Origin of the sequence: Streptomyces sp. LaPpAH-108, assembly GCF_000373625.1 — a bacterium.
In the GTDB taxonomy this organism is placed as follows: Bacteria; Actinomycetota; Actinomycetes; order Streptomycetales; family Streptomycetaceae; genus Streptomyces.
The window spans coordinates 473,896-497,280 of the sequence record NZ_KB891994.1 but is presented as its reverse complement, the minus strand read 5'-3'; the positions used below and the strand labels follow the sequence as shown (position 1 = coordinate 497,280).

At 71.3% G+C, this 23,385-nt stretch carries 15 protein-coding genes; 8 read left to right on the top strand and 7 right to left on the bottom strand.

The genetic code is table 11. The features are described from left to right. Positions 1-5 precede the first annotated feature (5 nt). Both dxs and B079_RS0117860 read left to right on the top strand, forming a co-directional pair. Positions 6-1,925, top strand: a complete 1,920-nt coding sequence (gene dxs, locus B079_RS0117865; protein ID WP_018547210.1) for a 1-deoxy-D-xylulose-5-phosphate synthase — start codon at positions 6-8, stop codon at positions 1,923-1,925. Between the two features lie 176 nt (positions 1,926-2,101). Next, complete coding sequence (locus B079_RS0117860; RefSeq protein ID WP_018547209.1) at positions 2,102-3,616, top strand: amino acid permease; 1,515 nt, start codon at positions 2,102-2,104, stop codon at positions 3,614-3,616. 27 nt (positions 3,617-3,643) lie between these two features. On the opposite strand, the gene B079_RS0117855 is transcribed toward B079_RS0117860, so the two are convergent. Further along, entirely contained in the window at positions 3,644-4,036 is a 393-nt protein-coding gene (locus tag B079_RS0117855) for a hypothetical protein (RefSeq protein ID WP_018547208.1), read from the bottom strand. A gap of 72 nt (positions 4,037-4,108) precedes the next feature. On the opposite strand from B079_RS0117855, the gene B079_RS0117850 reads away from it, so the two are divergent. Then, on the top strand, positions 4,109-5,125 hold the full coding sequence (locus tag B079_RS0117850) for a hypothetical protein (protein ID WP_018547207.1): 1,017 nt from the start codon (positions 4,109-4,111) through the stop codon (positions 5,123-5,125). Between the two features lie 49 nt (positions 5,126-5,174). Here B079_RS0117850 and B079_RS0117845 read toward each other — a convergent pair whose 3' ends face one another. Continuing rightward, on the bottom strand, positions 5,175-6,272 hold the full coding sequence (locus tag B079_RS0117845; RefSeq protein ID WP_018547206.1) for an LCP family protein: 1,098 nt from the start codon (positions 6,270-6,272) through the stop codon (positions 5,175-5,177). A 426-nt stretch (positions 6,273-6,698) separates the two neighbouring features. On the opposite strand from B079_RS0117845, the gene B079_RS32250 reads away from it, so the two are divergent. Genes B079_RS32250 through B079_RS32240 form a run of 5 tightly spaced genes read left to right on the top strand, consistent with a single transcriptional unit; the run spans position 6,699 to position 15,434 of the window. After that, a complete protein-coding gene (locus B079_RS32250; RefSeq protein ID WP_018547205.1) occupies positions 6,699-8,078 on the top strand; it encodes a CDP-alcohol phosphatidyltransferase family protein in 1,380 nt (459 codons plus the stop codon). Then, the gene (locus B079_RS0117835) at positions 8,075-12,622 is read left to right on the top strand and encodes a glycosyltransferase (protein ID WP_026248816.1); all 4,548 of its coding nucleotides are present in this window, start codon (positions 8,075-8,077) and stop codon (positions 12,620-12,622) included. Before B079_RS32250 ends, B079_RS0117835 begins: the two co-directional genes overlap by 4 nt. A 1-nt stretch (position 12,623) precedes the next feature. Further along, on the top strand, positions 12,624-13,364 hold the full coding sequence (locus B079_RS32245) for a rhamnogalacturonan acetylesterase (protein WP_018547204.1): 741 nt from the start codon (positions 12,624-12,626) through the stop codon (positions 13,362-13,364). Beyond that, positions 13,364-14,095, top strand: a complete 732-nt coding sequence (locus B079_RS0117825) for a hypothetical protein (RefSeq protein ID WP_018547203.1) — start codon at positions 13,364-13,366, stop codon at positions 14,093-14,095. Before B079_RS32245 ends, B079_RS0117825 begins: the two co-directional genes overlap by 1 nt. Next, positions 14,088-15,434, top strand: coding sequence for a phosphodiester glycosidase family protein (locus tag B079_RS32240; RefSeq protein WP_078495983.1), 1,347 nt, complete (start codon positions 14,088-14,090; stop codon positions 15,432-15,434). Before B079_RS0117825 ends, B079_RS32240 begins: the two co-directional genes overlap by 8 nt. Positions 15,435-15,464: 30 nt before the next feature. Here B079_RS32240 and B079_RS0117815 read toward each other — a convergent pair whose 3' ends face one another. The 5 genes from B079_RS0117815 to B079_RS0117795 all read right to left on the bottom strand — a co-directional run bounded on the left by B079_RS0117815 (position 15,465) and on the right by B079_RS0117795 (position 23,160). Next, a complete protein-coding gene (locus B079_RS0117815) occupies positions 15,465-17,105 on the bottom strand; it encodes a hypothetical protein (protein ID WP_018547201.1) in 1,641 nt (546 codons plus the stop codon). A 225-nt stretch (positions 17,106-17,330) separates the two neighbouring features. Further along, the gene (locus tag B079_RS0117810; RefSeq protein WP_018547200.1) at positions 17,331-19,460 is read right to left on the bottom strand and encodes a 3-hydroxyacyl-CoA dehydrogenase NAD-binding domain-containing protein; all 2,130 of its coding nucleotides are present in this window, start codon (positions 19,458-19,460) and stop codon (positions 17,331-17,333) included. Continuing rightward, positions 19,457-20,674, bottom strand: a complete 1,218-nt coding sequence (locus B079_RS0117805; RefSeq protein WP_018547199.1) for a thiolase family protein — start codon at positions 20,672-20,674, stop codon at positions 19,457-19,459. The genes B079_RS0117810 and B079_RS0117805 overlap by 4 nt, the downstream gene beginning before the upstream one ends. Before the next feature lie 288 nt (positions 20,675-20,962). After that, positions 20,963-22,270 (bottom strand): HRDC domain-containing protein, encoded by a 1,308-nt coding sequence (locus B079_RS0117800; RefSeq protein WP_026248815.1) that lies wholly within the window; start codon positions 22,268-22,270, stop codon positions 20,963-20,965. A 227-nt stretch (positions 22,271-22,497) separates the two neighbouring features. Then, positions 22,498-23,160, bottom strand: a complete 663-nt coding sequence (locus tag B079_RS0117795; RefSeq protein WP_018547197.1) for a response regulator transcription factor — start codon at positions 23,158-23,160, stop codon at positions 22,498-22,500. Positions 23,161-23,385: the final 225 nt, after the last annotated feature.

Below are 23,385 nucleotides of genomic sequence, written 5' to 3'. Positions count from 1 at the left end.
CACGGGTGCCGCTGCTGACCCGCATCACGGGACCGCGCGATCTGGACCGGCTCAGCCTGGAGGAGCTGAACCAGCTGGCGCAGGAGATCCGGACCTTCCTCGTCGAAGCCGTCTCCAAGACCGGCGGCCACCTCGGCCCCAACCTCGGTGTGGTCGAGCTGACCATCGCCCTGCACCGGGTGTTCCACTCGCCCAAGGACAAGGTGCTCTGGGACACCGGCCACCAGTCCTACGTGCACAAGCTGCTCACGGGCCGCCAGGACTTCTCCCGGCTGAAGATGAAGGGCGGCCTGTCCGGCTACCCCGCGCAGAGCGAGTCCGAGCACGACGTCATCGAGAACAGCCACGCCTCCACCGTGCTCGGCTGGGCCGACGGCATCGCCAAGGCCAACGAGCTGAAACAGCGCGACAGCCACGTCGTCGCCGTCATCGGTGACGGCGCGCTGACCGGCGGCATGGCCTGGGAGGCGCTGAACAACATCGCCGAGGCCAAGGACCGCCCGCTCGTCATCGTCGTCAACGACAACGAGCGCTCCTACGCGCCCACCATCGGCGGCCTCGCCAACCATCTGGCCACCCTGCGCACCACCGAGGGCTACGAGCGTTTCCTCGCCCGCACCAAGGACCTGCTCGACCGCACCCCGGTCGTCGGCCGCCCGCTCTACGACACCCTGCACGGCGCCAAGAAGGGCCTGAAGGACTTCATCGCCCCGCAGGGCATGTTCGAGGACCTGGGCCTGAAGTACGTCGGCCCGATCGACGGCCACGACGTCGAGGCCCTGGAGTCCGCGCTGGCCCGCGCCAAGCGGTTCGGCGGCCCGGTCATCGTGCACTGCCTCACCGAGAAGGGCCGCGGCTACCAGCCCGCCCTCCAGGACGAGGCCGACCGCTTCCACGCCGTCGGCAAGATCCACCCCGACACCGGTCTGCCGATCGCCACCTCGGGCGCCGACTGGACCTCTGTGTTCGGCGAGGAGATGGTCAAGCTCGGCGAGGAGCGCGAGGACGTCGTCGCCATCACGGCGGCCATGCTCCAGCCCGTCGGCCTGGACAAGTTCGCCAAGCGCTTCCCCGACCGCGTCTACGACGTCGGCATCGCGGAGCAGCACGGCGCCGTCTCGGCGGCCGGTCTCGCCCACGGCGGGGTGCACCCCGTCTTCGCCGTCTACGCCACCTTCCTCAACCGCGCCTTCGACCAGGTCCTCATGGACGTGGCGCTGCACAAGTGCGGCGTCACCTTCGTCCTGGACCGCGCGGGCGTCACCGGCACCGACGGCGCCTCCCACAACGGCATGTGGGACATGTCGATCCTCCAGGTCGTCCCCGGGCTGCGGCTGGCCGCGCCGCGCGACGCCGACCAGGTGCGCGCCCAGCTGCGCGAGGCCGTCGCCGTCGAGGACGCCCCGACCGTGGTCCGCTTCTCCAAGGGCGCCGTCGGCCCCGCCGTACCAGCCCTGCGCAAGGTCGGCGGCATGGACGTGCTGCGCGAGCCCGGCGCCGACCGGCCCGATGTGCTCCTGGTCTCGGTCGGCGCGCTCGCCCCGATGTGCCTGGAGATCGCGGACCTGCTCGACAAGCAGGGCATCTCCACCACCGTCGTCGACCCCCGCTGGGTCAAGCCGGTCGACGAGGCCATGGCGCCGCTCGCGAACGAGCACCGGGTCGTCGTCACCGTGGAGGACAACAGCCGCGTCGGCGGTGTCGGCTCCGCGATCGCGCAGGCGCTGCGCGACGCGGGAGTGGACGTGCCGCTGCGCGACTTCGGCATCCCGCCGCGCTTCCTCGACCACGCCTCGCGCGCCGAGGTCATGGCCGAGATCGGGCTGACCGCGCCGGACATCGCACGTCAGGTCACCGGCCTGGTCGCCAAGCTGGACGGCCGCTTCGAGGAGAGCGCCGCCGCCGTGGAGTCCGCGCGCGACTAGCCGCGAGAAGAGCGCGCGCGTGAAGGCGCGCTCCCGGAACGACCCTTCGGGCCGGTTCCGCCGCCTCTCCGGGTGGCGGAACCGGCCCGCCTGCGTGAACCTGCCATTGCCGGGGCACACGCATCCCCGGCCCTCTCGATCATGTCGAGGTCGACGAGCGTGGGAGGTAGGTACGTGTGAGTACGCTCTTCCGGACGAAGAACGTCGAGCAGTCCATCCGGGACACGGAGGAACCGGAGCATTCCCTCAAGAAGTCCCTCTCCGCCCTCGACCTGACCGTCTTCGGCGTCGGTGTCATCATCGGCACCGGCATCTTCGTCCTCACCGGCCAGGTGGCGAAGAACAACGCGGGCCCCGCGGTCGCGCTGTCCTTCGTGGTGGCCGGCATCGTCTGCGGCCTGGCCGCGCTCTGCTACGCCGAGTTCGCCTCCACGGTCCCGGTGGCCGGGTCGGCGTACACCTTCTCGTACGCCTCGCTGGGCGAACTGCCCGCCTGGATCATCGGCTGGGACCTGGTCCTGGAGTTCGCGCTGGGCACGGCGGTGGTGGCGGTCGGCTGGTCGGGCTACATCCGCTCGCTGCTGGACAGCTGGGGCGCGACCCTGCCCCCGTACCTCTCGGGCCGGGACGGCGCGAGCGGGTTCGGCTTCGACATCCTGGCCGCCGCGCTGGTGCTGCTGCTGACCGTCGTCCTCGTCGTCGGCATGAAGCTCTCGGCCCGGATCACCTCCGTGGTCGTCGCCATCAAGGTGATCGTGGTGCTCATCGTGATCGTCGGCGGCGCCTTCTTCGTCACGGGCTCCAACTACGACCCGTTCATCCCTCCGGCCCAGCCCGCCCAGGCGGGCGGTGACCTCAGCGCGCCGCTCATCCAGCTGATGTTCGGCTGGGCACCGGCCAACTTCGGGGTGATGGGCATCTTCACCGCCGCGTCGGTGGTGTTCTTCGCGTTCATCGGCTTCGACATCGTCGCCACCGCCGCCGAGGAGACCCGCAATCCGCAGCGGGACATGCCGCGCGGCATCCTCGGCTCGCTGATCATCTGCACCCTGCTCTACGTCGCGGTGTCCATCGTGGTGACCGGGATGGTGAAGTACAGCAAGCTGTCGATCGAGGCACCGCTCGCGGACGCCTTCAAATCACTGGGACACCCCTGGTTCGCGGGTGTGATCAGCTTCGGCGCGGTGATCGGTCTGACGACCGTGTGCATGATCCTGCTGCTCGGCCAGACCCGGGTGTTCTTCGCGATGAGCCGGGACGGGCTGCTGCCCCGCTTCTTCTCCCGCGTCCACCCGCGCTTCCGCACCCCGCACCGGCCGACCATCCTGCTCGGCGTGATCATCGCGATCATCGCGGGCTTCACCAGCCTGAGCGAGCTGGCCGAGCTGGTGAACATCGGCACGCTCTTCGCGTTCGTCGTGGTCGCGCTCAGCGTGATCATCCTGCGCAAGACCCGGCCCGACCTGCCCCGCGCGTTCCGCACCCCGTGGGTGCCGTTCCTGCCGATCCTCTCGGTGTGCGCCTCGCTGTGGCTGATGCTCAACCTGCCCGCCGAGACCTGGCTCCGCTTCGCCATCTGGATGGCGATCGGCTTCGTCGTCTACTTCGTCTACGGCCGCACCCACAGCCGCCTCGCGGTACGGGACCGGGAGAAGACCGAGGAGACGCCCTCGGGCGGCGCCGCCCACTGAGCGCGGGCCGGGGGCGGGGCCGGGGACTCAGCCCAGGGCGGTCCGGGGCCCGGACACGTCCGCGCCCAAGTCGCCCACCCGGCGCCGCAGTTCGCGGTCGGCCGTGACCACGAGACGGTCGCGGTCGCCCGCACCGGCGACCAGCTCGACGATCCAGTCGTCGCCGCTGCCGGGGGCCGACTCCACCCGGACCCCGGGCACGGACTCGACCCCGCGGGCCGCGCCCTCCACGACGAGCACGATCTCCACGTCGTCGGTGCGCCCGGGCAGTCCGTCGGCGGCCAGCCGGTCCCGCAGCCGCTCGGCGGCGCCCTTGCGATCGCGCCACCAGCCGTCGGGCCGTGAACCGACGACGTTCGCGCAGTCCACGATCGCGAGGAGGGGGCCGTCCTGGTCAGCGTTGCCTTGCACGTCGTCCATGACTCCAGCGTCCCACGCCCGTGCCGAGGGGGCGCGGGACAGCGCCCGGACCGGGCCGTTTATGGTGATTCCGTGAACGGCGACTGGCTCATATGCGGCCGCGACGGCCGGCTCAGTGTCTACCGGCTCTCGGGCGACGCCGTCCTGTGCCGGGCGGAACGCGGGCCCGGCGGCGGCTGGACCGCACCGCGCAAGGCGGGCGGCGAACAGCGACTGCACCCCGTGCTGGCCCTCGGCCAGGGCGCCGACGGCTATGCCCACCTCGTCTCCTGGCGCCCCACGGTCAAGGGCGAGGCGGGTCTGGTGCACTCGACCCACTTCCGCGGCCATCTCGCCCCGCTGGACTGGACCCCCATCGGCCACCCGGACACCAAGGGCCCGCGCACCGGCACCCCGGCCGTCGCCGTGGACGCCCAGGGCCGCGCCCATGTCTTCGTGCGCAACGACGGCGGCGGGGTGAGCATGGCCCTCCAGAAGGAGAAGGGCGGCTGGGAGCCCTGGACGGACCTCAAGGGCCACGACGTCCAGGACGGCCTCACGGCGGTGACGGGGGAGTCCGGCCTGATCGAGCTGTACGCGGCGGTGCCCGGCGGCATCCTGCACTGGCGCCAGGAGAAGGCGGGCGCCGAACCGGTCCTCAAGGAGGCCCTGGAGACCCCGGTCCGCCCCGGCACCCTGTACGCGCTCGCCACGTCCCCGGCGTACACGACCCTCTACTACGCGGACGGCTCCGGCACCCTGCACGCCTGGCGCCCGGGGTCCGAGCCCACCGCGCTGCTGCCCGCCGCGGGACCGGGCCCGGTGGCCGCCGTGCGCTGCACGCTCGACGGGCACGACTGCACCCTGCTGGCCCAGCGCACCGTGAACTCCCGGGTGGCGTTCGCCGCGTACCCCACGGAGCTGGAGTCGGCCGGGGCCTGGTGGGCCGAGTCGGGCCCCCGGCTGGCCGAGGACGCCGTGGTGTCGCTGGCGACGGACGAGCACGGCCGTACGGTCGCCGCCGCGCTGTCCCCGTCCAGCGGGCAACTGCTGCTGACCCGCCGCAAGGACGAGCCGGGTCTCGCGCTGGAGGCATGGCGCGAGATCTGAGCGGACCCGGGCTCCGCGCGGGCACTGCCGTCGCGGAGCCCCGCCGGACTCAGGGGGTGTCGCCGCCCCGGGCCGGGGACTTCTTGGCCGACTCGGGGATCGCCGAGTCGGTGCGCAGCGCCTTCCACAGCTCCTTGGCCTGAGGGTCGGCGGCCACGACCCGGTTGGGGTCCTGGGTGTCGTAGCGCACCGGGAGCATGATCGTCTCCATGGTGGCGGGGTCGACGCCGTTCATGCTGCGGCTGAACTCCGCGAGCTTGGTGAGGGAGTCGAGCCCGGAGTCGGTGGTGAGCGACTCGGTGAGCTTGTCCGCGACGGTGTACGCCTTGGTGGGGCTGCCCAGCAGGTCCTGCTGCTTGATCTCGGAGAGCAGCGAGATGAGGAACTTCTGCTGGAGGCCGATGCGGCCGAGGTCGCTGCCGTCGCCGATGCCGTGCCGGGTGCGGACGAACTGCAGGGCCTGCTCGCCGGTCAGCCGGGTCGTGCCGGACTTGAGGTCCAGGCCGCTGGAGGAGTCGTGGATGTCGCGGTCCACGGTGACGGGCACGCCGCCTATCGCGTCGACCAGGCCCTGGAAGCCCGCGAAGTCGATCTCCACGAAGTGGTCGAGGCGCACGCCCGACATCTGCTCGACCGTCTTGACGACACAGGCCGGACCGGCCACCGAGTAGACCGAGTTGAACATGACGCGGTGCGCCGAGGGCAGCTCCTTGCCGCTGCGGGTCGTGCACGCGGGCCGGGTCACCAGGGTGTCGCGCGGGATGCTGATCGCGACGGCCTTCTTGCGGCCCTCGGGTATGTGGATCACCAGCGCGGTGTCGGAACGGGCGCCGGAGACCTTGCCGGTGTGCAGGGCCGCGTTGGCACCGGCGCGCGAGTCGGAGCCGAGCACGAGCAGGTTCTGCCCGGAGGTCGGCAGCTTCTGCGGGCGGTTGTCGCCGATGGCCCGGTCCAGGTCGACGCCCTTGATGTTGGAGTCGAGGCTGTCGTACAGCCAGTAGCCCGTGCCGCCCGCGGCGACCAGGACGACGGCCAGGGCGATGAGGATCTTCCGGCCGGTACGGCGTTTGCGCTTGGGGGCCGCTTCGGTGCCGGGCCCGGCGGGCGTTCCGGGGGCGCTGTGCTGGGGCGTCGAGACGTGACTCATCCTGCTTCGAGTTCCTCGTGGGTCGTGGCCCCGCGGGGCGGGGGGGAAAGGGGCGTGGGGACGCGGAAGATTGACTGATCTTGTAGGAAAAGTGAGGCATCTGTAAACATCCGGTGGATGATGTGCCCACTGTGCTATCGCCGTTGACCGCGAATGATCAGTGCGAAGTGCCCCGAGTGAGCCCGGTCGGAGACGGGTTACGCAGACATGAGCACCGAAGTCGGCAAAAGGTTGTACGGAAGGGCTGTGATCATCCTCGCCGTGTATGGAGGGTGATCACGCGTCGACACTTAGTTGAAGCGTTGTTAAAGTTCACCATCTCATGTGATGGTTCTGTGAATCCGCAGGTACGTGCGTGAGAAACCCGTCGGACGCCCTTCGTGCCACGGGAGAACCTTGTCTCGTCCGGTGCGTATCTGAGGGGTTATGGCCAAGCTGTCGCTGCGGGCGGTACAGAAACTGACCTGTAAGAAGCGCGATGCCTGGTGGACCGTGTTCCTGGTCGACCCGCTTGCCACCCGGCTGCTGATGGTCGTGGCCCGCTTCCGGTTCATCACCCCCAACGGGGTCACCTGGGCCGCGCTCTTCGTCGGACTCGCCTCGGCGGGCTTCTTCTACCGGGGCGACACCACGTCCCTCGTCGTCGGCGCGCTGCTCTACCACTTCAGCTTCGTGCTCGACTGCGTCGACGGGAAGCTCGCCCGCCTCAAGGGCAACGGCTCGGTCTTCGGCGGCTGGCTCGACTACGTCTTCGACCGCATCCGCGTGCTGTGCTGCGCCCTCGCGCTGATGGGCGGTCAGTATCTGCGCACCGACGACCCGCGCTTCCTGCTGGCCGCGCTCGGCGTCGTCTTCCTGGACATGCTGCGCTACCTGGACGCCCTCCAGATCTACAAGATGCGCCAGTCCATGCGCACCAAGCTCGAACGGACCGCCGCGGAGCGGGCCGAGGCCGAGCGCGCCCAGCGCGACGCCCAGGGCGAGGGACGGCTGGTCTTCATGGAGGACCTGCTGCGCGACAACCCGGCCACCCCCGTGGAGACCCTGCGCGCCAAGGCCGAGGCCCCGGTCGTCGACCTGCACGAGCAGTTCCGGGACCAGTTCCCCTGGTACACCCGGGTCCGCCGGGCCATGCTGCGCACCCGGATACGCCCGCATCTGTTCAGCGGCATCGAGTTCCAGATGTTCGTGTTCATCGTGGGCCCGCTGCTCGGCCGCATCCTGTGGACCACAGCCGCCTCGGCCGCCCTGCTGCTGGCCTTCGAGCTGTTCATCATGTACAAGTTCTGGCTCTCCACCCGCGACTTCAACCGGGTCGTACGCGACATGGCGGCCGTGCCGGACGCTACCGCCCCCGCCCCCGCCCCCGCGCCCGCCTGGACCGAGCCCGCCGAGCCCGGCCCCTCCTGGACCGCGCCCGAGACCCCGCTCGCCGCCGGAGTCCCCAGCCAGCCCCAGCACGGCGCCGAGGACCACTTCCCCTCCCGCGAGGAACGCCTCGGCTTCCCGCACCACGAGCAGTACCCGCAGTACGACCCCTACGGGCAGCAGCACCAGCCGCAGCACCAGCAGTACGAGCCGTACCAGCGGTACGAGCACCACGAGCCGTACCAGGACCCCGCGTCGTACGAGCCGTACCAGCAGCCCGCGGCGGCCCACGACTCCTGGTTCGAGCCCTACTCCGAGCCCGATTCCGACCCGTACGCCCAGCCGTACCCCCCGCACCCGTCCCCGCAGTACCCCGAGTACCAGACCCAGCCCCACGCCCAGCCTCAGCCCTGGACGGACGGGGGATACGCGCGATGAACGAACCGAACGCAGCCACCGCACCCGCCGCACCCACCACGGTCCCCGCGCCCCCCGCCCGGGGCGCCCTCGCCGACGTGGACACGCTCACCTACGCCGACGCCTCCGCGTACACCGTCACCATCGTGGTCGCCGCCTACAACGCGAGCGCCACGCTCGACCGGGCCCTGCGCTCGGCGCTCGGCCAGACCCACCGCAACCTCGAAGTGCTGGTCCTGGACGACGCGTCCACCGACGGCACCCTCGCGGTCGCCCACCGGTACGCCGAGAAGGACCCCCGGGTCCAGGTCGTGGTCCGCACCCGCAACAGCGGCGGCGTGGGCTCCCCGCGCAACCACGGCATCGAGATCGCCACCGGCCAGTACCTGATGTTCCTGGACGCCGACGACGAACTGCCGCACCGCGCCTGCGAGACGCTGCTCGCCTCCGCGCTGGCCACCGGCGCCGACATCACCGCCGGGCGGGCGATCCGCGTCAACCTGGACAAGGGCGAGAACACCGTCTGGCAGCCGCAGCTCTACGGCGCCGACCGCACGGTGGCGGGCGGACTGGCCGCCATGCCCGAGCTGTTCGAGGACCCGATCGCGGCGGCCAAGCTGTACCGCACCGAGTTCCTGCACGAGCACGGCATCCGCTTCCCGCAGGGCGTCCACTTCGAGGACACCTACTTCTCCACGCTCGCCTACTGGTTCGCGGGCACGATCAGCCTGCTCACCACCCCGGTCTACCGGTGGATCTGGGAGCGCGAGTCGGACACCCCGTCGCTGACCAACCGGCGCGGCGAACTGCGCAGCATCCGCGACCGGGTCCTCGTCCACCAGTGGACCGACGACTTCCTCGCCCGCCAGGGCGCCGACGAGCTGATCGCCCGCAAGGCCGCCAAGTTCCTCTCGCACGACCTCGGGCTCTACATGGCCGCCCTGCGCGCGGGCGACGACGCCTACCGCGAGGGCTTCCTGCGCGCCACCGGACCCTATCTGCGCACCCTCCCCGAGGAGTGCTGGGACCTCACCGGACCGCTGGAGCGGGTGCGCGGCTTCGCGCTCATGCAGGGCCGCCCCGACGTGGCGCTGACCGCCGCCGACTTCACCCAGCGGCGCCCGGTGCTCAGCTCCGACCTGGTCGAGCGCGACGGCCGGGTCTTCTGGTCCGGCTCGCTGCTCGGCCGCCCGGACGCCGAACGGTTCCTCGACGTCACCGACCTGGACCTGACCGGCGGCCGGCTCTCGGACGCCCGGCTGTTCAACCAGGCCACCCGGCTGGAGATCAGCGGCGGCGAACTCCACCTGACCGGCTTCATCCGCAACCAGTTCGGCCGGGTCGGCCCCAAGGACAAGCTCGAACTCGTCGCCGTCCTGCGCTGCCGGGGCCCGAAGACCGACCACACCTTCCCGGTCACCGGCATCGAGGTGGACGAGGAGCACATCCGCTACCACGCCACCATCTCCCTGGACGCCACCCTCGGCGCCCTGGACCGCCCGGCGGTGTGGAACCTCCTCGTGCAGCTGCGGCACGCGGGCGAGCGCGCCACCACGGCGGTCTGCGTGCGCGGCGTCGACATCGAGGCCGCGCGCTACACCGGCGCCGGGACCACGTACGAGATGTACGAGACCATCAGCGGCAACCTCGCGCTGCGCCCGGAGACCCGGGAGCAGCAGGCCGGCACCGACCGGCGCGGCACGCCCTGGACCTGGTGGACCACGGAGCGGCTGCCCGAGCCGTTCGCCCGCCGCGAGCGCTACGGCGCGGCCGTGGTCGTCCACTGCCACAACGACGAGTACAACCTGCCCGAGTTCCTCGGCTCGCTCGACACCCAGCGCGACTTCGCGGGCACCCAGGTCGTCCTGGTCGACGACGGCTCGACCGACACCACCGCCCACCAGATCGAGGAGTTCGCGGCCCGCTGGCCGAACGTCACCGTCGTCTCCCAGATCGCCATGGGGATGCGCGCCGCGTTCGACCACGGACTGCGCCATGTCACCGCGCCGTACGTCATGTTCGCCCGCGCCCGTGACGTCCTCGGCAAGGACAGCGTGCACCGGCTGCTGCACGCCGCCCGCGCCGCCAAGGCGGACGTCGCGGTGGGCCGCAGCGACAACTTCCCCGAGCCGAGCCGGACCGGCGACGAGGCGTGGGCGCGCTACTTCGGGCCGAAGCCGGCCAAGGTGGAGCGGCTGCGCGACGCCCCGTACCTGGTGTTCTCCACCAGCCTGAGCGCCAAGCTGCTGCGCACCAGCATGGTCCGCGAGGAGCGGCTGCGCTGCGGGCAGGGCCCCGGCTTCGAGGACGCCTGGCTGACCGTGCCCGCGCTGCTGCACGCCCGCCGGGTCACCATCGCGCCGGGCGCCACCTGCTACGAGCGCGACGGCGAACAGCACGACTCGCTCTTCGACCTGCCGTGGAACGACCCGGTCAAGGCGCAGGAGCTGATCCGGCTGTGCCGTCATGTCCTGCGCCGGGCCGCGGAGCTGGACCCGCGCACCCTGCGCCTGGCGCAGCGGTTCGTGGTGCGCACCTTCCAGCCGTATCTGCGCAATCTGCACCGGATCATGAGCCGTGACGAACTGGCGGCCGTCTTCCCGGCGTTGTGCCAGGTCTACGCGGACATCCCCGACGACCTGGTGCTCCAGTACGCCACGGCCGCGCTCGCGCGCACCCAGCACCACGCGGTGCGCACGGCGAACCTGGACCTGTTCTGCGACCCGTACACCGCGCCCGGGTTCCGGCCGCATCTGTACCTGGACGACGAGGGCATGTTCCGCAGGCTCCTGGCGGACCGGGCGGACACCGCGCTGCTGCGGGTGGACCGGCACCGGTTCGTCCTGGAGACCTGCCAGGTAGACGCGGAGCAGATCGTCTTCGAGGGCCTGATGGTCCTCTCGGGCGTCGACATCTCCCAGCTCTTCGACAACCGGCTCGAACTCGTCCTGTCCGACGGGCACATCGAACGGGCCGTCCCCGTCGGCCAGGTGTACCGGCGCGACCGCTGGCGCACCCGCAAGGAGCAGGACTGGTACAGCGGCTGGCGTGCCGTGGTGCGGCCCGAGGACTTCGCCGCGCTGGACAACCGGGACCTGACCCTCACCCTGCGCGTGCACGACGGCGAGCGGCACCTGGACGCCCCGGTGGACCCGCGCCAGATGCTGCACCGCTTCAAGGGCGTGCACCGCGCGGGCCGGGCCACCGTGCTCCTGGACATCGACGCCGACGAAAAGATCACGCTGCGCCGGGTCGCGGGTGCGGGCAAGCGGCTCACCCATAAGACGAAACGTTTCTTCAAGGCGTTCCGCATGGCCCTGCCCGGCCGCCCCGGCTGGCGCACCCGGATGCTCTACTGGCTCTTCCACCCGTGGCTGCGCGGCAAGGACATCTGGATCATCGGCGAGCGCGAGGACACCGCGCAGGACAACTCGTACCACCTCTTCAAGTGGATACGGACCAACGAGCGCCGCCGCAAGGTGTACTACGCCATCAACGGCACCGCCGCCGACCGCGCCAAGGTGGTCCCGCTCGGCCGCGTGATCGACCGCCTGTCCTGGAAGTACCGGGTCTATCTGCTGCACGCCAGCAGGCTGATCAACGCCTACGACCTGGAGGCGTACCTCGGCTTCCCGGGCCTGTCCAAGCGCGCCTTCCTCACCGGCTACGGCGATCTGCTGCGCTACAAGCGGGTCTTCCTCCAGCACGGCGTGGTCTACAACGACGTGGCGCCCTCCATCCATGCCCAGGTCACCAACGTCGACATGGTGCTCACCACGGGCCGCAGCGAGCGCGCCTACTACGCCGAGCACTGCGGCTACGGCTACGACCGCGTCGCCGCCACCGGGCTGCCGCGCTTCGACGCCCTGGAGCCGGTCAACGGACCGCGCCGCGTGCTGATCATGCCCACCTGGCGCCGTGACATCGTGGCGCCCTCGTACAACAAGGCGGCCAAGCCGGAGATCCCGTTCGCCGCCTCCGAGTACTACCGCTTCTTCTCGGCCCTGCTGCGCGACGAGCGGCTGCTCGCGGCGTGCCAACGGTACGACGTGCAGCTGGAGTTCATGCCGCACTACGAGATCCGGCCCTACCTCAAGCACTTCCGCATCGACCACCCGTCGATCACGGTCTCCACCACCGGGCGCGACGTCCAGCTGGCGATGCGCGAGTGCTCGATGCTCGTCACCGACTATTCCTCGGTGTTCTTCGACGTCGCCTACATGGGCAAGCCGATCGTCTACACCAACTTCGACGACGAGAGCTTCTACAGCAAGCACTACAAGCGCGGCTACTTCGACCTGGCCCGGGACGGCTTCGGCCCCGCCTGCGGCACCGTCGACCGCGCGGTCGAGGAGATCATCGCCTCCATCGAGCGCGGCTTCCAGGTCGAGCCGCGCTACCGGCGCCGCGCGGAGGAGTTCTTCGTCCTGCGCGACACCAACAACTGCCGCCGCGCCTACGACGTCATCGCCACCATGGACGCCGCCGTCGCGGGCGACCCCGGGCCGCCCTCCGCACCGCTCGTCATGGGCCGTCCGGAGCCGCAGCGGGCGGGAAGGAGCTGAGATGACGACGCCCAGGATCTTCCTCACGGGCGACTCCGGCACCGCCGCCCGCCGCCGCGACGAGGCTCCGGTGGCCGGCTGGGGGCAGGCGCTCCCGCTGTTCCTCACCCAGGCCGGGGTGGTCAACACGGCCCGGCCGGGCGCCAGTTCGCGTACCTTCGTGGAGTCCGGCGCCCTCACGGCGGTCCTCGGCCGACTCGCCCCCGGCGATCTGCTGCTCGCCTGCTTCGGCCTCAACGACGTCTACACCGACGACCCGCGCGGCACCGAGCCCTTCGGCGACTACCAGCGGTCCCTGCGCGCCCACGTCCACGGCGCCCGCGACCGGGGCGCCCACCCCGTGCTGGTGACCAGCCACGAACGCCGCCTCTTCGACGACCAGGGCAATCTGCTCAGGCCGCTCGGGATGTACCACGCCGCCGTGCGCGAACTGGGCGCGGGCCTGTGCGTGCCCGTGATCGACCTGGGGGAGTGGAGCGCCGTCCAGTGGCGCCGCGCGGGCGAGAAGGGCAGCCGCGCCCTCTTCGCCCACCTCGGACCCGGCGAGCACCCGGCCCACCCCGACGGGCTGCGCGACAACACCCACCTCAGGGAGCGGGGCGCCGTCGAGTGCGCCCGCTTCGTGGCGGCCGAACTGCACCGGCAGGGGCTGCTCACCCCGGAACACTTCCGCGACCTGGACGCCCCGGTGCCGCTGGAGGCGGTGCCCTACGCGGAGAGCCCGGACGACCTAGGACTCTGATGAACGACCACCATCCCCTGGCCCTCGCCCACGTCACCCGCCCCGGCGCCGCCGAGGCCCTGGGCACCCTGCACCTCGTCGCGGACGCCGACCCCGCGCTGCCCGTCGCCCCGGGCCAGGAGATCACCCTCTCCCTGACCCTCACCCCCGCCGAGGGCGCCTACCGCACCTACGGCTACCTCATCGACGAATCCCTCGCCCCGGCCGCCGAGATGCTGCGCCACCCCGGGCTGAGCCTGCTGGGGAACGGCCGGTACGCCACCTACGTCACCGAGGGCGACGAGCCGCGTACCGTGAGCTGCGTGATCCGCATCGACCCCCAGGCGCCCGACGGCGCCACGGTGCTGCCCCGGATCGTCGTCGGGGTGATGGCCGCGGAGGGGGACCGGCTCGTCCCCTCGGCCGCCGTCTGTGACACCGGCTTCCGGGTGCGCCGCCACTGGCTGCCCGGCCAGTGCGTCACCCTGCGCCCCGGCGGGCGCGCCCTGCTGCCGCCCGGCCACACCCCGGTCCCCGGTCTGCGCCTGGTCGCCGTCGGCCGCGCCCAGCGGGGCCTGCTGACCTACGCGCCCGACGGCGGCGTCAGCTACCAGGCCCACCCCGAACACCTCGGCTACGACCGCTTCGAGCTGGCCTTCGAGGGCGAGGACGGGCACCGGGTGTGGTCCGAGGTGACCGTGCACATCGGCGACCTGGGGGCCTCGCCGGGCGCGCTGGCCGTGCATGGCTAGGGTCCGGCGCCCCCGGGCGGCGGGCTGTGTCGTCGCGCTCGCGTTGACACTGGCGGGCTGTACGGCGCCGGTCGCGGTCTCCCCGGCGCGGCCGACTCCGGCGCCCTCGGCGGGGTCGTCGGCCTCGTCGTCCTCCGGCTCGGCGGACCCGGGCCCCGCCGAACCCGCCCCGGCCGCGACCGCTCTGCCCCCGGGCCTCGGCTTCCGGCAGCTCACCCGGAGCCTCGGGCCCGGCGCCCCCGTCCGGCTGACCGTGCTCAGCGTCGCCCCCGACGCCCGCGTGCGCGTCACCGGTGTGCACGGCGCCGACATGACCCGCGCCGACACCGTGCGCACCCTGGCCGACCGGTCCGGCGCGCTCGCCGCGATCAACGGCACCTACTTCGACATCCGCACCGGCCACCACCACTCCGGCTACGAGGGCGACCCCATCGGGCTGTACGCGGAACACGGCCGGGTGCTCAGTGAGGCCCTGGACGGCCGCCCCGCCCTCCTCCTCGGACGTACCGGCGGACGGCTCGAAGCCCGCGTGGCCGAGGTCGCCACCCGCGGAGGGCTGCGCGCGGCCGACGGCGCGGTCCGCGAACTCGACGGCGTCGACCGGGTGCCCGGCCGCATACTCGGCTGCGGCGGCACCGGCGGCGACCGCCTCGCCACCACGGGCCGCCTCCAGGAGAAGCCGTTCCCGGGGCTGTGCACCGACCCCGACGAGGTGGTCTCCTTCGCCCCCGAGTGGGGCGGCGACACCCCGCCCGGCGCCGAGGGCAGCACGGAGGCGCTGCTCGCCGCCGACGGGACCGTCCTCCGGCTGCGCACGCCCGCGGGCGGCTCGCTGCCCGCGAACGGCAGCTCGCTCTACGGCATCGGGACCGGTGCCGCCTGGCTGCGCGCGCACGCGGTGCCGGGCACCCGCATGGCCGTCTCGGAGCGGATCACCGCCCCGGCGGGCCTCCCGCTGCCCGGACCCGTCGACACCGCCGTGGGCGGCAGCGCCCGGCTGCTGCGCGGCGGGGCGTACGACCCGGTGGCCACCGCGCTGCTCGGCACACGCCGGGAACCGCGCACCGTGGCCGCCGTCACGGCCGACGGCACCCTGCTCCTGATCGCCGTCGACGGCCGCTCCCGCCACCACAGCGTGGGCGCGACCCCGGCCGAGGCGGCACGGCTCGCCCGGTCCCTCGGCGCGGTGGACGCGGTCAACCTGGACGGCGGCGGCTCCACCTCGGTCGTCCTGTGCGGGCGGCTGCGCAACAGCCCCCGCGACACCGAGGACGGTCCCGTGCGCGAACGCCCGGTCGCCGACGGGCTCGCCATCCTGCCGGACGAGTCCGGAAAGTGACGTCGCGTCAGATTCTGACCTGACGCTCCGTCAGATCGTGATCGGTCCGGCCGATGCGGAGAACAGCGAACCGCCCGTGCTCATCGAGAGGTACATCTCGTACTCGCCCGCCACCGTCTCCGGCAGCGTGACGCCCTTGTACCCCGAGGTGGCGAAGTAGCCGTAGTCGTAGGTGCCGTAGTCACCGCGCCGCACGTGCGGGCGGACGGCGTTCGGGCGGTGGGACTTGCCGAGCCGGAAGGAGTGCGTGGACTTCGCGCCGCGCAGCACCAGGTAGTACATGGCGTGCTGGTGGGAGTCCGCTGGCACGCCGTTGACGAAGAACACGCCCTCCACATGCAGCGCGCGCCCCTCCAGCCAGCTCTTCTCCAGCGAGAAGACGGCCTCCTGGGAGAAGTGGCCGATCACGGAGCGGCGGATGACCCGCACCCGCTTCTCGTCACCGGTGAAGACGATCTCCAGGCCGCCGTAGGGCCGCCGGATGTCGAAGGGGCGCCGGGCCACCAGCGGGGTGCGGCGGTCGATGCCCTCCGAGGGGCTGGAGACGCGCACCGAGAGGTCGTAGGCCCCGCTCGGGATGCCCCGCAGCGGGATGCCGGAGGGCGCCTCGGGCGCGAAGCCGCCGTCCGCGTAGTCCCGCGCGAAACCGTCGAACCAGCGGCTGTAGGTGTACTTCGCCTCGGTCGTCGACAGCGGGAACTCCCAGTGCCTGCCGCCGTTTTCGAGGACCAGCGACTTGCTCTCGGGGAAGCCGCCGTACGGCGACTCGCCGGGTAGGAACGCCTCGCCGCTCAGCAGCAGGTTGCTGCCGCGCACGTCCTGCTGGGTGAGGACGGCGGTCAGGGTGTCCGCGGCGCGCGTCTCGGCCAGATGGCGGCGCCGCGCCTCCTCGTCCACGTGCTGGTCGCCGTTCTCGAGGAAGCCCAGGCGCGGTGCGGCGCCCTCGGCCAGCGCGGCCAGCACGCCCAGGATCAACTGGAGGTTGTAGGCGGAGACTTCACCGTGCTGGCGGACCAGTTCCGAACGGGTCTTGACCAGGTTGAAGTTCTCGCAGGCCCAGAAGTGGTCGAGATGCGGGGCGATCTCCGTCTCGTACTGTTCGTCGGCCTCGGAGGTGAACAGATAGACGTGGTGCCCCTGGCCGCCGCGCATCCGCAGCATCCCCGGGATCGCGTCGTCCAGGGCGGCGACGTGCTCCTGCGGCATGTCCTCGCCGAGCATGTACCGCCCGGTCACCGCGCGGTCGCGCACGTAACTGCCCACCAGGAACTGGGGAACGACCGTCACGATGTTGCGGTAGCCGTACTTCAGGCCGTAGTAGAGCGCGGCGCTGCCGCCCTTGGAGACACCGAGCAGACTGACCTGATCGTGTGTCAGACTGAGCCGGGCCATGGTGGACTCGATGAGGTGGTGGACGGTGGCCTCGATGTCGAAGTTCATCGAGCGGCACAGGTAGTAGCTGTAGTGGCCCTCGAAGTCGTCCTTGATCCACAGGACGTTGGCACGCAGCGCGTTCAGCGAACGGCCCGCGAAATGGTAGCCGTTGGGGGCGCCGAGGCCCGAGAAGACCACGACCAGATGACGGACGTCGGCATCGGCGGCACGGAAGCGGTACTCGACCGGAACGGCACCCCGGGTGTCGGTCTCGGTGACGACCTTCCGGCGGTCCACAGTGGCGAGATTCGGCGAAAGTTCCGGAAGTGCCGTGTGCATGGAGTGCCTTGCTCGCTTCTGTAAGAGATGAACCGACTCCCTTGACGGAAGCTTGCAAGATTCTAACCGGCCATATCGACAAGGTGAAAAAATGGTGTGGGAGATGTGAACGACCCCGAACGCCGGGCAAGCGGAAGGGCCCCCGCGTCACCGCGGGGGCCCTTCGTCGCTCGGCGGGGAGCGTTACGCGGGCACGCTCGCCACGCCCGGCTCCAGGAACCGCTTGCCGTTCACCCGCTCGGAGACACCCTCGCGGTCCAGGTACGGCGTGATGCCGCCCAGGTGGAAGGGCCAGCCGGCGCCGGTGATCAGGCACAGGTCGATGTCCTGCGCCTCGGCGACCACGCCCTCGTCCAGCATGAGGCCGATCTCCTCGGCCACCGCGTCCAGGACCCGGGCGCGGACCTGCTCCTCGGTCAGGACGGTGTCGCCCTGCTTGAGCAGCGCGGCGACCTCGGGGTCCAGCTCCGGCTTGCCGCTGTCGTAGACGTAGAAGCCGCGCTTGCCCGCCTCCACGACCGCCTTGAGGTTCGGGGAGACCGTGAAGCGCTCGGGGTAGGCCCGGTTGAGGGTCTCCGAGACGTGCAGACCGATCGCCGGACCGACCAGCTCCAGGAGCACCAGCGGGGACATCGGCAGGCCGAGCGGCTCGACGGCCTTCTCCGCGACCTCGACCGGGGTGCCCTCGTCGATGACGTTCTGGATCTCGCCCATGAAGCGGGTCAGGATGCGGTTCACGACGAACGCCGGGGCGTCCTTCACCAGCACCGCGGTCTTCTTCAGCTTCTTGGCCACCGCGAACGCGGTCGCGAGCGAGGCGTCGTCGGTCTGCTCGCCGCGCACGATCTCCAGGAGCGGCAGGATCGCGACCGGGTTGAAGAAGTGGAAGCCGACGACCCGCTCGGGGTGCTTCAGCTTCGACGCCATCTCCGACACCGACAGCGAGGAGGTGTTGGTGGCGAGGATCGCGTGCGCCGGGGCGACCGCCTCGACCTCCGCGAACACCTTCTGCTTGACGCCCATCTCCTCGAAGACGGCTTCGATGATGAAGTCGGCGTCCGCGAAGCCCTCGGCCTTGTCCAGGACACCGGTCACCAGCGCCTTGAGGCGGTTGGCCTTGTCCTGGTGGATACGGCCCTTGCCGAGCAGCTTGTCGATCTCGGCGTGGACGTAGCCCACACCCTTGTCGACGCGCTCCTGGTCGATGTCGGTCAGCACGACCGGCACCTCGAGACGGCGCAGGAACAGCAGTGCGAGCTGCGAGGCCATCAGACCGGCGCCCACGACACCGACCTTGGTGACCGGACGCGCCAGCGCCTTGTCCGGCGCACCGGCGGGACGCTTGCCGCGCTTCTGCACCAGGTTGAACGAGTAGATGCCCGCGCGCAGTTCGCCGCCCATGATGAGGTCGGCGAGCGCCTGGTCCTCGGCGTCGAAGCCCTTCTGCAGGTCCCCGTCCTTGGCACCCTCGATGATGTCGAGAGCGCGGTAGGCGGCCGGGGCCGCGCCGTGCACCTTGGAGTCCGCGATGAACCGGCCCTTGGCGACGGCCTGGTCCCACGCCTCGCCCCGGTCGATCGCCGGGCGCTCGACCGTGAGGTCGCCCTTGAGGACCTGGGCGGTCCAGAGCAGCGACTGCTCCAGGAAGTCCGCGCCCTCGAACAGCGCGTCCGCGATGCCGAGTTCGAAGACCTGCTTGCCCTTGAGCTGGCGGTTCTGGTTGAGGCTGTTCTCGATGATGACCGAGACGGCCTTGTCGGCGCCGATCAGGTTCGGCAGCAGGGCGCAGCCGCCCCAGCCGGGGACCAGGCCGAGGAAGACCTCGGGCAGCGAGAACGCCGGGACCGACTTCGAGACGGTCCGGTAGGTGCAGTGCAGACCGACCTCGACGCCGCCGCCCATGGCCGCGCCGTTGTAGTAGGCGAAGGTCGGCACGGCGAGGCCCGACAGGCGCTTGAAGACGGCGTGGCCGCCCTTGCCGATGGCGAGCGCGTCCTCGTGCTTCTTCAGCAGCTCGACACCCTTGAGGTCGGCGCCGACCGCGAAGATGAACGGCTTGCCGGTGATGCCGACGCCGACGATCTCGCCGTCCGCCGCCTCCTTCTCGACCTGGTCGATGGCGGTGTTCAGGTTTGCCAGCGAGGCCGGACCGAAGGTGGTCGGCTTGGTGTGGTCGAAGCCGTTGTCCAGGGTGATGAGCGCGAAACGCCCGGCCCCGAACGGCAGCTCGAAGTGGCGTACGTGCGCCGAGGTGACGACCTCGTCCGGGAACAGCTCGGCCGCACCCTTCAGCAGCTCGGTGGTGGTGCTCACTTGTCCCCCTCGAAGTTCGGGTTCTCCCAGATGACCGTCGCGCCCATGCCGAAGCCGACGCACATGGTCGTCAGGCCGTAGCGGACCTCGGGGTGCTCCTCGAACTGGCGGGCCAGCTGCGTCATCAAACGCACACCGGAGGAGGCCAGCGGGTGGCCGAAGGCGATGGCGCCGCCGTACTGGTTGACACGCTCGTCGTCGTCCGCGATGCCGTAGTGGTCCAGGAAGGCGAGGACCTGGACGGCGAACGCCTCGTTGATCTCGAACAGGCCGATGTCGGAGATCGACAGCCCGGCCTTGGCCAGCGCCTTCTCCGTCGCCGGGATCGGGCCGTAGCCCATGACCTCGGGCTCGACACCCGCGAAGGCGTACGACACCAGGCGCATCTTGACCGGCAGGCCGTGCTCGCGGGCGAACTCCTCGCTCGCGATGATCGACGCGGTGGCGCCGTCGTTCAGACCGGCCGCGTTGCCCGCGGTGACCCGGCCGTGCACGCGGAACGGCGTCTTCAGGCCCGCCAGGTTCTCCAGCGTGGTGCCCGGGCGCATCGGCTCGTCGGCGGTGACCAGACCCCAACCGGTCTCGCCCGCCTCTTCGTTGGTGCGGCGGACCGAGATCGGCACCAGGTCCTGCTGGATCTTGCCGTCGGCGTACGCCTTGGCGGCCTTCTCCTGCGAGCGCACCGCGTACTCGTCGGCGCGCTGCTTGGTGATCTGCGGGTAGCGGTCGTGCAGGTTCTCGGCGGTCATGCCCATGAACAGGGCGGACTCGTCGACCAGCTTCTCGCTGACGAAGCGGGGGTTGGGGTCCACGCCCTCGCCCATGGGGTGGCGGCCCATGTGCTCGACGCCGCCCGCGATCGCCACGTCGTACGCGCCGAAGGCGACCGAGCCGGAGACCGAGGTCACGGCGGTCAGGGCGCCCGCGCACATGCGGTCGATGGAGTAGCCGGGGACCGACTGCGGCAGACCGGCGAGGATGCCCGCGGTCCGGCCCAGGGTCAGGCCCTGGTCGCCGATCTGGGTGGTCGCGGCGATGGCGACCTCGTCGATCTTCTGCGGGTCCAGGCCGGGGTTGCGGCGCAGCAGCTCCCGGATCGCCTTCACGACCAGGTCGTCCGCGCGGGTCTCGTGGTAGATGCCCTTCGGGCCCGCCTTGCCGAACGGGGTACGGACGCCGTCGACGAAGACGACGTCCCTGACGGTACGAGGCACGATGGCTCTCCTCCAGGGTGCGGGACGCTGAGCGCTTGCTTAAGCCCATGCTACTTATGAGTAACGTAGCTGCACAGCCCCACCCCGGCTAGCGGTGAACGTCACACCGGCGGGTCGGGGCTGCCAGGGCACCCGGCACTGAGGGCCGTGCCCACCCGTTCCGCCCCAGCGGAACGACTGCCCACGGCCGGTAGGGGGTGAGGTTGTTGTCTTTTAGGGGCGCGGGGAACTGCGCGAACGGCCACAGGCGGCCCGCACCCGCCATACCCGCGCAACCCGTTATGGCGACTACGCGCCGTCGGAAGACAGTGCCGCCACCAACACCGGCGTCACCTGCGCGATCTGCCACTCCCGCGCACCGAACCCCCGAAGCACTGCCGAAACGGACTCCATGTCGACAACCACCGGAGGTTCCCAGCACAGACGCCGCACCGTGTCCGGAGAGATCAGGTTCTCCTGGGGCATGTCGAGCTGTTCGGCGAGCGCGGTGACCCCCGCGCGGGCGGCGGAGAGGCGGGCCGCGGCGACCGGGTCCTTGTCCGCCCAGGCCCGCGGCGGCGGCGGACCCGTCAGCTGCTGCCCCGGCTGCGGGAGTTCGGACTCGGGCAGCGCCTTCACCCGGTCGACGGCCGCCTGCCACTGCTCCAGCTGACGCCGTCCCATGCGGTGTCCGAAACCGTTCAGCGCGGCGAGCGCGTGGACGTTGGACGGCACCGCCAGCGCCGCCTCCACGATCGCCGCGTCGCTGAGCACCTTGCCCGGCGAGACGTCCCGCCGCTGGGCGATCCGGTCCCGGGTCTCCCACAGCTCGCGGACGACACCGAGCTGGCGCCGCCTGCGCACCTTGTGCATCCCGGACGTACGCCGCCAGGGGTCCTTGCGCGGCTCGGCGGGCGGCGCGGCGGCGATCGCGGCGAACTCCTCCAGGGCCCACTCCAGCTTGCCCTGACGGTCCAGCTCCTTCTCCAGGGCGTCCCGCAGGTCCACCAGGAGTTCCACGTCGAGCGCGGCGTAGCGCAGCCAGGGCTCGGGCAGCGGGCGGGTGGACCAGTCGACGGCGGAGTGGCCCTTCTCCAGCACGAAGCCGAGCACGTTCTCCACCATGGCGCCGAGGCCGACCCGGGGGAACCCGGCGAGCCGTCCGGCCAGCTCGGTGTCGAACAGCCGGTCGGGCAGCATGCCTATCTCGCGCAGACAGGGCAGATCCTGGGTGGCGGCGTGCAGCACCCACTCGACGCCGGACAGCGCCTCACCGAGGGAGGACAGATCGGGGCAGCCGACCGGGTCGATCAGCGCGGTGCCCGCGCCCTGGCGGCGCAGCTGCACCAGATAGGCGCGCTGGCCATAGCGGTAGCCGGAGGCGCGCTCGGCGTCGACGGCGACCGGTCCGGAACCGGCGGCGAACGCGGCGACGACCTCGGCGAGCCCGGCCGCGTCGGCGATCACCGGCGGGATGCCCTCACGGGGCTCGAGCAGCGGGATCGGGGCCCCGGCCAGGGCGGACGCCCCCGTCACAGAAGATCCGGCGTCGTCCGGAGGGGTGCCTCCGGTGATGCGCAGGGAACTGTCTGCTGCGGTGTCTTGGGCCTCGGTCACATGCCCAGGGTATCCGTATGGCCGCGCCGCTGGCCTGCGCGTTCGGCCGGGCGGCGTGCGGACCGGTCAAATCCGGCCGACCCGGCGCGCTTGCCGGGCCCGCGCACGCGCCGGCGCCCGTCGGCGGAACGTTCCGCCGACGGGCGCCGGGAAGGGGAGCCCGCACGGGGCCGGTGACGTGGGAGTTCAGGGTGTGGGGGGAGTGTCGTACGGGGCAGGGGTGGGGGTCAGTGGATGATGCCGGTGCGCAGGGCCACCGCGACCATCCCGGCGCGGTCGCCCGTGCCGAGCTTGCGCGCGATGCGGGCCAGGTGGCTCTTCACGGTGAGGGCGGACAGGCCCATGGAGACGCCGATCGCCTTGTTCGACTGGCCCTCCGCGACGAGGCGCAGGACCTCGACCTCGCGGCCGGACAGTTCGCGGTAGCCACCCGGGTGGCTCGGGGTACCCGGGGGGCGGCGGTGCATACGGGCGGCGGCGGAACCGATGGGGGCGGCGCCCGGCCGGGTGGGGAGCCCGATGTTGGTGCGGGTGCCGGTGACGACGTAGCCCTTGACCCCACCGGCCAGGGCGTTGCGGACGGCGCCGATGTCGTCGGCGGCGGACAGGGCAAGGCCGTTGGGCCAGCCGGCGGCGCGGGTCTCGGACAGCAGGGTCAGTCCGGATCCGTCGGGCAGGTGGACGTCGGCGACGCAGATGTCGCGGGGGTTGCCGATGCGGGGACGAGCCTCCGCGATGGACGAGGCTTCGATGACATCGCGTACACCGAGGGCCCACAGATGGCGGGTGACGGTGGAACGCACGCGTGGATCTGCCACGACCACCATGGCGGTCGGCTTGTTCGGGCGGTAGGCGACCAGGCTTGAGGGCTGCTCGAGGAGAACGGACACCAGGCCTCCTGGGTGGGGGACGGGGCCGGCTGGTGGGGAGGTAGCCGGGACGAACCGTGCTTTCAAGGTCACAGTCGTCTTCGGCAGTAAACCCGTCCGCCTTTAGAGAATGATCACGATCTAGTGAGTACCAATGCGTGCAATTCGGACACGTGGTCGATCACCCGAAGAGCGAATCGGTTCGGGGTGGTGCCATTCGAGTGCGGAAAGTGGCCGTATCGACAA